Origin of the sequence: Anoxybacillus kestanbolensis, from assembly GCF_001996285.1 — a bacterium.
Lineage (GTDB): Bacteria > Bacillota > Bacilli > Bacillales > Anoxybacillaceae > Anoxybacillus > Anoxybacillus kestanbolensis_A.
Genome location: NZ_MQAD01000005.1, coordinates 247,999 through 260,326 on the forward strand (window position 1 = coordinate 247,999; position 12,328 = coordinate 260,326).

The 12,328-nt window shown below is 39.3% G+C and carries 12 protein-coding genes; all 12 read right to left on the reverse strand.

The window, feature by feature from the left end; genetic code table 11:
• Positions 1-23: 23 nt before the first annotated feature.
• Entirely contained in the window at positions 24-551 is a 528-nt protein-coding gene (locus BO219_RS03680; protein WP_004890265.1) for a thermonuclease family protein, read from the reverse strand.
• On the reverse strand, positions 548-1,174 hold the full coding sequence (locus tag BO219_RS03685; RefSeq protein WP_064214604.1) for a histidine phosphatase family protein: 627 nt from the start codon (positions 1,172-1,174) through the stop codon (positions 548-550). Before BO219_RS03685 ends, BO219_RS03680 begins: the two co-directional genes overlap by 4 nt.
• 49 nt (positions 1,175-1,223) lie before the next feature.
• The gene (locus tag BO219_RS03690; RefSeq protein ID WP_077428439.1) at positions 1,224-1,925 is read right to left on the reverse strand and encodes an ABC transporter ATP-binding protein; all 702 of its coding nucleotides are present in this window, start codon (positions 1,923-1,925) and stop codon (positions 1,224-1,226) included.
• Positions 1,918-2,727: an ABC transporter permease gene (locus BO219_RS03695; protein WP_077428440.1), complete on the reverse strand. Its 810-nt coding sequence runs from the start codon at positions 2,725-2,727 to the stop codon at positions 1,918-1,920. The genes BO219_RS03690 and BO219_RS03695 overlap by 8 nt, the downstream gene beginning before the upstream one ends.
• Positions 2,724-3,170 carry a nitrous oxide reductase accessory protein NosL gene (locus tag BO219_RS03700; RefSeq protein WP_077428441.1) on the reverse strand — a complete coding sequence of 149 codons (447 nt, stop codon included), beginning with the start codon at positions 3,168-3,170 and terminating at the stop codon, positions 2,724-2,726. The genes BO219_RS03695 and BO219_RS03700 overlap by 4 nt, the downstream gene beginning before the upstream one ends.
• On the reverse strand, positions 3,154-4,485 hold the full coding sequence (locus BO219_RS03705) for a right-handed parallel beta-helix repeat-containing protein (RefSeq protein WP_004890254.1): 1,332 nt from the start codon (positions 4,483-4,485) through the stop codon (positions 3,154-3,156). Before BO219_RS03705 ends, BO219_RS03700 begins: the two co-directional genes overlap by 17 nt.
• Before the next feature lie 98 nt (positions 4,486-4,583).
• A complete protein-coding gene (locus BO219_RS03710) occupies positions 4,584-6,500 on the reverse strand; it encodes a sensor domain-containing protein (protein WP_226373754.1) in 1,917 nt (638 codons plus the stop codon).
• A 118-nt stretch (positions 6,501-6,618) separates the two neighbouring features.
• Positions 6,619-8,682 carry a heavy metal translocating P-type ATPase gene (locus BO219_RS03715; RefSeq protein WP_077428443.1) on the reverse strand — a complete coding sequence of 688 codons (2,064 nt, stop codon included), beginning with the start codon at positions 8,680-8,682 and terminating at the stop codon, positions 6,619-6,621.
• 11 nt (positions 8,683-8,693) lie between these two features.
• On the reverse strand, positions 8,694-8,999 hold the full coding sequence (locus tag BO219_RS03720) for an ArsR/SmtB family transcription factor (RefSeq protein WP_004890247.1): 306 nt from the start codon (positions 8,997-8,999) through the stop codon (positions 8,694-8,696).
• A gap of 87 nt (positions 9,000-9,086) precedes the next feature.
• On the reverse strand, positions 9,087-9,806 hold the full coding sequence (locus BO219_RS03725) for an exonuclease domain-containing protein (protein WP_004890245.1): 720 nt from the start codon (positions 9,804-9,806) through the stop codon (positions 9,087-9,089).
• 3 nt (positions 9,807-9,809) lie between these two features.
• The gene (locus BO219_RS03730; protein ID WP_077428444.1) at positions 9,810-10,838 is read right to left on the reverse strand and encodes a DUF294 nucleotidyltransferase-like domain-containing protein; all 1,029 of its coding nucleotides are present in this window, start codon (positions 10,836-10,838) and stop codon (positions 9,810-9,812) included.
• A gap of 13 nt (positions 10,839-10,851) precedes the next feature.
• The gene (locus BO219_RS03735; RefSeq protein WP_077428445.1) at positions 10,852-12,165 is read right to left on the reverse strand and encodes an ammonium transporter; all 1,314 of its coding nucleotides are present in this window, start codon (positions 12,163-12,165) and stop codon (positions 10,852-10,854) included.
• Positions 12,166-12,328: the final 163 nt, after the last annotated feature.

The following is a 12,328-nucleotide window of genomic DNA, read 5'->3' on the forward strand; positions in this document are numbered from 1 at the left end:
GTTTCATCCAGCCCTTTTCACATTTACGAAGCTTTATTTAACCATACACTCATATTAAATCCTTCTTCTGTCACGTATCCATCGACACTCCATATTCGTTTTTTTGCTTTTTTTGCTTTTTCTTGTGCTTTATACAATTTTTTTGCATATTTTGTGTCCGGTTCAAATACGTAAGCAACACGCGCAAACCCTTCTTGTACAATTTTTTCTTGGTATAAAGTTCCATCCTCTAACCATATGTACGCAAGCAATCGACCATAACGATCGTACGGTTGTTCTTTTGCGCTTAGTTCAACTGTCACTTTTTTGTGAAGCAAAACGTCTTTAGCGAATTGTTTTGCCTCTTCGCCATACGCCTGTTTTTCGCGATACGTTTCGGGGGTATCGATATTTAGTAGACGAACCGTTACGATTTCGCCATCTTTTTTTATTTTTACTGTATCCCCATCAACAACATATTCTACTGTCGTAACAAATGTTTTCTCTTTATTTTGCGATGTACAACCGACAATAAAGACAATTGCCGTAAAAAACATAATCCATTTTCTCATAAATGTGTCAGCCCACTTTCAAGATGTGAAATGTCTGATTCACATTCCATATCCCACTTTTCCCCGTCAAACGATACGATCGTCACACTCGTACCGTATACACGGCTATTTTTCCACAACTCCGCAAGCGTTTGTTGTTTCCAATATACAAGAAGCGTGCGAATCACCATACCATGTGTAACGACAAGAATATGACCTTCTGAATGATTTTTAGCTATATGTTGGATCGTAGCAACAGCTCGACGTTGAACATCAAAAAACGTCTCGCCAATAATCGGCTTGTATGCATCTGGATCATGATAAAAATGATAATGATTTTGCTCGTCGGATTGCGCAATTTCTGCAATCGTTTTCCCTTCCCAATCACCTAAGTAAATCTCACGTAGCCGTTCATCAAAATATATTGGCACATGACGTTGCCCTAAAACAATTTGTGCTGTTTCTTTCGTACGATCACTTGGACTACAATACGCAGCAGTAAACGGGACTGTACGAAACCGATCGTGTAAAAGTGCTGCCTGTTTTTTTCCCTTTTCAGTTAAAGGCGAGTCTTTCCATCCTTGCATGCGTTGTTGTGCATTCCACTCTGTTTCAGCATGACGAATGACGTATAATTTTAACACTTTACCTCCCCCTTCGAATGAAAAAAGCAAGCAATATTTGCTTACTTTTTCAGTATGACATATGTTGTGAAATTTGTGCAAAAAATATAGACTCTAACGATTTTCCATCTTGACAAAGCGCGGAAACCGAATCGTATATAAGCATTTGTCCTTGATGAATAAATACGACAGTATCTGCAATTTCCTCAACTATTGACAGCATATGTGTCGAAAAAATAATAGCTTTTCCCTTTTCCTTTTCCAAACGAATAAGTCGTTTAAATTCCCATACCCAATACGGATCTAAACCGTTTGTTGGTTCATCTAAAATAAGCAATGGGGCATCCGCTAAGAGCGCTTGCGCAAAAGCGAGCCGCTGTTGCATGCCTTTTGAATACATCCTTACTTGCTTATGTTGATCATTCGTCAGTCCGACAACATCTAAACATTGTTTCACCCGCTCGTCTGTTGCTCCTTGCCATTGTCCAAATAAAGATAACACTTCATAACCTGTTAAAAGCGGGGGAAATTGAAGATGATCCGGCATAAATGAAAACCATTGCTTGTCGTTGTTTTGAATTGGTTGTTCGTTTACATATATGTCTCCTTTCGTCGGTGGGAGCCGTCCGATTAGCATTTTAATAATCGTGCTTTTTCCTGCACCGTTACCGCCACATAACGCTAAACATTGTCCTTCTTGAACAGAAAAAGAAATGTTTTCTACTTTATTTTGTTCGTTATATATTTTCGTCAATTGTCCCACTTCAAGCATAACGTTTCCCTCGTTTCATCCATACGTTTACTAAACACAACGGCACAATGGTCCATATGCATGCGATTGCAATAAATGTAAGCTGTCCACTTGCACTCTCTGCCCATTTTGACCATTCATATAATTGCGGACCAAATAGTGCGCTACTTTTCAGAGCAGCCACGGTCCAAACACGCACGAGTTCAACCGGATTCAATATGATAGATAAGGCAAATAAAAAAATGGTCCATTGCTTTGGAACAACTGATAATAAAAACAATACGATAAATTCATAAAATAAAACGGAAAACGCCCAAATAAATAAACTAATGCCGAGGGCTTGTAAACGATTAGAGGCAACAAGTCCAACGAATAAAGCAATCGCTAAAAAAATACTTGTTAATATAATGGTTAATACAAATGAGAGAAAAACAAACGTCGACCACGTCCCTCCTGTTGCAAAAAGGGCGATACTTGCACTTCCATACCCGAGCGCAACAACTGTCCATAATGATATGCAGCTCCCCACATATAACCCAAGCGTTAAAGAGTAAGTGGAAACCGGATATGTTAATATAAGCGATAATCGACCATCTTCTTTTTCCCCCGCAATAAACAAACTACCTGCTAATAAAGCAACGAGTGGGACAAGCAAAAGGGACAGATTTAATAAAGCCGCGGTCGAACGTGTAAATACTCCTGATACCTCGTGTCCGCTACTTGCGATCACAGTTGATGATAAAACGGCAAACAAAACAGCAAAAGTGATAAGCCATTTGCTACGAATCATCATCATCCATTGGTACTTTATCGCTGTACTCATTGTTCAAATCCCCACCGATGTTTTTTTAATTGCTCATACGTCCATAACTCCCCATTTCCTTCTTGTTCCATGTATACTTTGGCATGTTTTTCGTTTGCAAATGAAACAACCCCATAATTCATCGGCGTCCAATAATTTGAATTGTATACAAAAACAGCGTGCTCAAGCTCAATCCACTCCCCGTTTGTTACATCGCGAACGTATTTCTTTGCAATGTCCTCGTTGCTTTTATTCATCCACTCGATCATGCACCCAATATCATCAAACTTATGCACCGTTCCATCTTTTAAAATTATCTTTGTAGCATATGGTTCTGCTGTTATACTCATATTACAAACTACACATACATCAATATCTGGATTAATTTCTTCAGGCTCGTACGTTTTCGCTCCACTACATGCGACGAGAAAACATACAAAGAAAAGGCTAGCAATTTTTTTCATATGTCATTCTCCTTCCATATCCAATCATAAGCAAGCTGCTTACAAATAAAATGCTTCCAAACAGCAACAGTTTCCACGATCTTTCGATTGTTTCGTTTTTATTGCGATCGACTTCTATAAGTGGAAAGCGGTCTTCCCCTTGCGCCTGTGCTTGCGTAAAAAATGACTCCGTTGTATCAAGAAGTGATAACGCCGGACTTTGAAAATAAAATTGCACACTTGGCCATTTCCGCAGCAGTCGACTATACATAGAACGAATGCGATGTGGGGTATCACCGACTCCATCATCATTGAAATCATAAAACTGATAAGCATCCCAATAATTCCCTTTTATTCCGTCATCAAATGTAATGGGCGCTCCTTGGATAAGTGCATCTTCCATATTTCCTAAAAATTTATTTTTCACAACAATGATGTTGGGATTTTCATATAAGCTGTGCAATGCACGATAGTTACCGATAAATTCATTATCTTTTACATGACAATGACGTGCGTTTTGTAACGATAAAGCTGTGCTATTATAACGGAAGGTGTTGTTGTGCATCACTACATGTTCACTATCGTAAATGAGCGCTCCGTATCCACGATAATCTAATTGTTTAGCAATCGTATTATATCCAATCGTAAACTGCTTGGACATCATCATCATCATTCCATTAATATTTTCTGCGAGCACATTTTCTTTTGCCATCCCGTCTTCAGCATACATGAAATGAATGGCATAGCGTGCATTCGTTACTTCGTTTTTTTCGATCATTGTATGTTTAGCCCAATCTAAATAAATGCCATCTTGCACACGTGAAATATGATTTTCTCGCACAACAACCCCGCTTGTCTTCAATAGGTGAATACCGTTTCCTCGTTGAGCGAAATGAATATCTCGTCCACGAATGACATTGTTTAAAAGGTTGATATTTGTTCCTTTTTCTACATAAACACCGTAATGTACATGTTCTATACGTACGTGTTTTAACGTAACATGTGAACTTTTTTGAATGAGCACACCAGCTCCTTTTCCATATGCGCTGTTGCGAATCGTTAATCCTTCGACATGAACGCGAGGAGCACGAATTGTCACAACATATTCGCTTCCTTCCCCATCAACTACCGCTCCGGGTTCAGCAATGAGATGAATCGGCTTATGAATGATGATCGGACCTTTGTATATCCCTTTTTTCACGATTAACACGTCGCCAGCATGTGCTTCATCAATAGCTTGTTGCAGTTGTTTATGTGCTTCAATCTTTTCTCCATATACCGTTTTTGTAAACAAAAGTGTAACGATCGGTATGAGCAAAAAAAATAAGCTACGCATGTCCACTCCGTCCTCATGTTTGTCATTTATATATCCACATTAATGTAAATTTGTGAAGAAAAAAGAAAATATATGTGAACAAAACGTGAAAAGAGACGCTAATGTAGCGCCTCTTTCGATTGATTATGTTGTTCAAGCCATTGAAGTAACTTTTCTGCTTCTAACGATTGACTAAAGTAAAACCCTTGGGCAAAATCACAATCCATCTTCTGTAATAAAGAGACTTGATCGTCGCGTTCTACCCCTTCAGCGAGCACTTGTAAATCTAAACTTTTAGCGAGATGAATAATTGTATCGACGATCGTTGCATCTTTCGAATTGTCGGTAATATCGCGAATAAATGAACGATCGATTTTTAATAACGAAACAGGCAAATTGCGAATATAAGCAAGCGATGAAAAGCCGGTACCAAAATCGTCAATCGCAACTTGAATGCCGATCTGTTTTAACTCTGTTAAAATATGTTTTCCTGTTTCGATGTTTTCCATTAATCCGCTTTCCGTTATTTCTAAAATTAAATAGTTAGGTGGAAACTGTGTTTCTTGCAAAATATTTTTCACATGCATCACAAATTCTTTTCGATTGAGTAAAAATGGTGATAAGTTTACTGCGAGCTTTAATGTCGGAAAATGAGTTTTCCATTGTTTTACTTGTTGGCACGCTTCTTTTAACACCCATGTTGTAATTTCAAAAATGAAGCCGTTTTTCTCAGCAATTGGGATAAACTCCAATGGCGAGATCACTCCGAGCGTCGGGTGTGTCCAACGCATGAGCGCCTCGACCCCCATAATTGATTTATTATCTAACGACACTTTCGGTTGATAACATAAATAAAACTGATTGTTCAATAACGCAAGCGGTAATTCTTGTTCAATCATCGTTTTTCGATTTTGTTGAGGGTGATAAAAGTGATACCCTTTCCCACGTTCCTTCGCATAGCAAAGCGCTTGGTCGGCTTGTTTCAGCAACGTGTCTAAATCCGTACCATCTTGCGGAGAGAACGTCACCCCAATAGAAAGACCTGATTGGATGAGATGCTCTTTATATCGAAATGGCTCTACAAACGATTGAAGCAAATGGTCCATGCGCGCAACCATCGTCTCTTTGTTGACATCATGTAACACAATGACAAACTCATCGCCACCGATACGAGCAAAAAAGTCTTCTTGTTGCAAATGTTGCTGAATGCGACGAACCGCCTCTTGTAAAAAAAAGTCCCCTGCTTGATATGAAAAACGATCGTTAATCCACTTAATTTTGTCAAAATCAATGTAGCATAATGCAAATGGACGCATTTTTTGAATCATGTGTTGCACATACGTTTCAAAATAAAAGCGGTTTGGAATATTAGTTAGCGAATCGAAATGTTTTAATTTGATCAGTTCTTCCTCACAACATTTCCATTTTGTAATATCTTTTGCCACAACAATCACGTGTTCTATCTCATTTTTTTCATTTAGTAACGGCTGAGCATGCATATCAATCCATATGAAATGCCCTTTGTGTGTTCGCCAACGACATTCAACAGTTGTTTCTTTCTCTTTTGTCGCGTAAATCGTATGTAATTTTTCCATCAAAAGCGGGATGTCATCATGATGAACGAAAGAAAACAACTCATGGTTACACACTTCTTCTGCGCATTTTAGCACGTGTTGAGCGCTTGGTGAAACGTATGTAATTTCACCTTCTGATGATAAAATAAATGTAAATTCAGACGCCATTGAAGCCATAGAAGAAGTGAGACGCATATCAATAAACGGTGCGTCACGATACGTCACAACGATGGCTTGTAGCATACCTGTTTTGTTACATAGAGCGGTGGCTTGAACATATATATTTTTACGCTCATCTTCCTTCAAAATATCATACGAAACGATGCGACCATGTTGTGCATCATGAATCAACTTTTTTAACAGCTCTCGATTCACACGAAGATGATAAAAATGGCGAAGAAAATGTTCATCCGCTCCTAAAATTTTTCCGTTCGGGTCCATAACAGCGATTGCTTGCATCATTTTATTCAACCTCTTTGTTGTTAAAGTTCTATCTTCATTTTCACTAAAAACGGTGAAAAAATCAACAACGTTTCTAATATTTCTGAATAATATACTTTTTTTAGAAAAGCGCACAACTTTAAATCGTGCGCTTTTCCCATAAAATGAATAAGCTCAGTATGCTAACAAAAATCGTTGCCCCCATATCCGATAAAATGGCGATCCATAATGTTAACCAACCTGGAATGGTTAATAGTAGCGCCGTTGCCTTTAACGAAAGGGCGATTGCGATATTTAAACGAATGGTGCGATTTACACGCCGGGCAATAACAATCGCCTCTGGCAATTTCTCGAGATGATCTTGCATAAGCACGACATCAGCAGTTTCAATGGCGCTATCTGTTCCTTTCCCCATCGCGATCCCAACGTGAGCATGAGCAAGGGCAGGGGCGTCATTCATTCCATCTCCTACCATTGCCACTATATCTGTTTTCATTAACTCCTTTATTTTTTCTACTTTTTGTTCCGGAAGAAGTTTTGCGAATGTATGTGTCACTCCAACTTGTTTAGCAACTTGTTTAGCTGTTTTTTCGTGATCTCCTGTTAACATGACCGTGCGCCGAATACCAATACGGTGTAGTTGCTGAATGATCTTTTTACTCTCTTCACGTATTTCATCAGCGATACCAAATAAACCAAGTATACGTTGTTCATCTGCGACAAAAACAATCGTACGCCCTTCACATTTTAACTTTTCTGCATCTTGTTGAATTTGTTCGGTAAACAATTGGTGATCAAACATTCTTTCGTTTCCGATACGATACCATATCCCATCGACTTTTCCCTCCATACCGCTTCCTGTTCGTGTTTCGACTTGTTCTGGTTGTTTGTATGCAATATGATGTTGCTTTGCTTTTTGGACAATGGCCTGTGCAAGCGGATGGGAAGATACACTTTCTAAAGACGCAGCAATATAAAGCAGTTCATTTTCATCGCTATATGCAATCACATTTGTTACGTGTGGCTTTCCTTTTGTTATTGTTCCTGTTTTATCAAAAGCAATCGTACGTACGCGTCCAAGTGTTTCTAAATGAACGCCACCTTTCACTAACACGCCGTTCTTCGCGTTGCGCGTCATACCCGCTAGCAAAGCAATCGGGGAAGATAAAATAAGGGCGCAAGGACATCCGACAATTAATACAGCTAACCCTTGATATAACGAATCATGCCAAGACGCTTCAAACCATAACGGTGGAACGAGTATGACGAATAACGAAACAACCATAATAAAGGGAGTATAATATTTTGCAAAACGATGAATAAACAATTCAAGTGGTGTTTTTGTTTCTTGCGCTTCTTGTACAAGATGTAAAATTTTCGCCAAAGAGCTGTCTTTATATTGTTTTGTAATTTGAACGTGTAACACCCCTTCATTATTTACACTTCCGCCGTACACGTTCATTCCTAATTCTTTTTCGATCGGCATAGCTTCGCCTGTAATCGCTGCTTCATTCACAGAGCTTTTCCCCTCAATAACGACACCGTCTGAGGGAATTTTTTCACCAGGGCGAACAACCACCACATCGCCAACTTGTAGCGAATCAATGGAAACGACACGCATGTTTCCGTTCGATATAAGAAGTGCTTCTTTTGGCGCTTGTTTCAGCAGCATATCAAGCGAGCGACGCGCTCGTTCCATCCCTAGTCCTTCTAAATATTCGTTAATACCAAATAAAATAGCAACGACAGCCGCTTCCTTCCACTCACCGATTCCAAATGCGCCGATTAAAGCAATCGTCATTAACGTATCCATATTAAAACGAAAACGAATGATATTTTTTAATCCTTTAACGAATGTTTTATATCCGCTCAGTGCTATCGCAGTCATATAAATAACAATGCTCGCACCATCTATGTCCAAATGCTCAAGCACAAGCGCCATCAAAAAAAGAACAAGAGAGGCACCTACGAGATAGAGGAGCGGATTTCGTTTTTTTTGCGTCTGTTCATCGTCTGCTATATATGCCCCATCTGTCGCTAAAATCGTCCGTACTTTTTCTAAATCGATGCGTTCATGTACGCGTAATTTTCCGCTATTATAGTTCAACGTTGCTCCGTCACCATATGGAAGTGACTGAATTTGTTCTTCTAATGCCCGCGCACAATTAGCGCATGTTAATCCTTTGATTTCATACTCTTTCATTTGATTCCCTCCTAATGATCGCGCGCATGGCGAATCGTTTGTTCAAGAATGTGCAAAACATGTTCATCATCATGCGAATAATATAGTGTCGTTCCTTCCCTCCGATATTTAACGAGACGTAAGTTTTTCAAAAATCGAAGTTGGTGGGATACAGTCGATTGTAAAAGTGACAACCGATTCGCAATTTCAGTTACTGAAAACTCGCCAGATGAAAGTAAATGTAAAATACGAATACGTGTCGGGTCACTTAACGCTTTAAATGTTTGTGATACGATGAAAAGCGTTTCTTCATCTAACTGCTCATATTGATGTTCCATACGATTCCCTCTCTTTCAATATATGAATATATGTTCATATAAGTTAATCAAATTGTATAATTTTTCGCAAAAAAAGTCAACGCTCGTTTACGAACATTGACTAAGTAATGTATATAAGTCGTGCAACGTATCAATTTGTAACTGTTGCAACTCTATAAACACTCGCTTCCACATTTCAAATAAACTCATGACATCTCCTTTTGCTGTATGACGATCAATCGGAGTTAGATGATAAAATGAAAGAGCATCATCAAGCGTCGGAAATGAGTCGTGATATATACATTCCATAATTTTTCTCATTTCTATTGTTGTTTGTTGTAAAACTGTACGATAATTTCGTGATAAAAATTCATTTAAAAACGCCACATCATGCTGAATATGATAACCGAGTAAAATGCCATGGTTCAAAAAAGAAAGAATATGATGAATTTCCTCCTCTAATAACGGAGCGCATGCAACATCGTCGTTTGTTATCCCTGTAAGCACCTCAACATGTTCGGGAATGCGACGTTTTGGTCGGAAGTTGGAACAATATAAATCAAGTGGGTCACCGTTTTTTGTTTTTAAGGCTGCAAGTGAAAAAATTTCATCTCCCCTTTGTGGAGAAAAACCTGTTGTCTCTGTATCTAATAAAATAAACGTCACGTCAGAAAGCGGCGTTTCGAGCGAATACGTATGCTTCTTTGCTTCTTTCATTATTTTTCGAATCCACGCCTCTTGTTGAAAAGCTGGACCGACCGCTGTTGCTTGATCGTATCGAAGACCAAGCGATAGTATGCGACTGATCCATTGAAACGGTCGCTCCATCAATCACACCCACTTCCTTGCATCACGTTGTACTCGTTTGGCCACTGCTAGCGCTCTTTTTAGTCGCTTTTTTTCTTCTTTCGATAAATGATGAATGACTAAATTAGTCCCTTCTAACGAACAACGTAAACGGAAATATAAAAACGTCTCAAGTGCCTCTTTTATGCGTTCAAATTGCTGTTGTGAACAACCATTTTCATCATACCAACACGTTAATCGCTCAAATGTTGAATGTACATCAATAAATTGTTTTTGAACAGCAACCCATTTTAACATATAATTGAGCTGAACATATCCCCCTTGCTTTATATCAACCATGCCGCTTTTCTCCCCCCAACGTTCGACGTACACCCGTCCAAAAGGTCCAATCGGCACAAAAGGAATACGAACGCTATCAATCATTCGACTACGTAAAGAAAAAGTCGCCGCAATCTTTTTATACAATGTCGTTTTCAGCTGATTAGCAAGTGCATACTCACCGTAAATCGGACGCATATCAGCTAACATAGATAAATAACGAATATCATCTATATGTTCGTTTGCTACATATTTGTCAATTTGTTCATTCCAATCATCTGCTTCTTTTAGCCATCTTCTATTTGTTGCCATAACATACCCACTACAATATGGATACCCTATTTCATTCAAAAAAAGAACACCAATGCGCGCATACTCACGCATATATACGTAACATTCTTCTTTTTCATTGCAAAAGCATGAAAAAATTACTCCGTTATCTTGATCTGTCCAAATGGTCGGCTCCTTCCGTCCGCTGCTCCCCATCACAAACCAACAGAAAGACGAGGGCTTTTTGCCAATTCCTTTTCGATCAACCTCCCGTTCAGCTAACGACAGCGCCTGTTTCATAAATGCATCGTGGCACATACAAAGCATATCGTATACTTCAAATATACAGGAAAAAGAAATTGAAAAAGAGGAGAGGAGAAAAGCAACTTCATCGTGAAGTTGCTTCAATTCTGACATATTGTTGCATTGTTCCGCTCGAACGATGATTGCTTCAAAATTATTCATGACATCACCATCTTCATGACGAACGAGATGAAACGACTGTTGTCGTTTGTTTATAAGCTGAATCTAATTGTTCTGGATACCCATATGAACCATGCTCACTAATATCAAGTCCAGAAATTTCTTGTTCAGGCGTCACTCGTAAGCCGATCGTCTTTTTTAAAGTATATAAAACAATAAATGAGACAATCGCCACGTACAACGCTGCACCTAAAACGCCGACTGTTTGAACGATAAGTTGATCAGTTCCTCCACCATAAAACAATCCCGGTTTTCCAATTCCTGTGATCTCTACTAAACGTGGTGAAGCAAAAAAGCCCGTTGAAATCGTACCAATAATACCGGCGATACCATGAACTGAAAACGCGTAAATCGGATCGTCAATGCCTTTTCGCTCAAAATATACAGACGTCCAAAATGTAAACGAGCCCGCAACGGCACCAATGACTGCAGCTGCCCATGGCTCAACAAATGCACATGCTGCTGTAATCGCAACGAGAGCTGCTAATACACCGTTGACCATGGCTGGAATATCCGCTTTTCCAACGAGCCATTTTGCCGTCAAAATGGAAGCGATCGCGCCAGCTGCTGCCGCAATATTTGTCGTTAACGCTACATAACCGAAAAATCCATCTGCAGTTCCCATTGTGCTTCCCGCATTAAACCCAAACCAACCGATCCATAATACGAAGCCACCAATGACTGTGTATACTTGATTGTGTCCCGGGATGTAATTCGGTGTCCCATCTTTATTAAACTTGCCAATGCGCGGCCCTAACAACATTGTCGCAATGAGTGCTGCAATCGCTCCCTGTAAATGGACAACCGTCGAGCCCGCGAAATCTTGCATTCCCATTTCTCCGAGCCAACCGCCTCCCCATACCCAATGACCGATGACTGGATAAATGGCGATCGTGAAAATCGTTCCAAAAATAAAGTAAACAGATAGTTTTGCTCGCTCAGCAAATCCTCCCCACGCGATCGCTAAAGATACACCAACAAAGGCAAGTTGAAATAGAAATTTCAACTCAAGTGGAACATTTGCCCACGAAAGTGAAGAAAACGTCTCTGTTCCTTCTTTTAAAAACCATCCTTCTGTGCCAATGAATCCATTCCCTTTTCCGAATGTAATTGCGAAACCTGCTGCCCAAAACGCAAGTGATGCAATCGCAAAACTTAATATTTGTTTCCCAGCGACATGACCTGCGTTTTTCATTCGTGTTGACCCAGCTTCTAACAAAGCAAATCCGACTTGCATTCCAATGACTAAAATGGCACCTAACATGACCCAAAGTGAATCAAGAGCTAAACTCAACTGTACTTCGTTCATACTCATCTCTCCTTTGTGTTATTTTTTATAACATTTATGGTTATAATATATTACACAAAGAAACAGAAATGCAACATTTTTTTGAAAATTTTTATTTACATGTTATTTTTCATAACACAAAAAAAGAGTGTCCCAAGAAATGGTGGGACACCCTACCCTATAC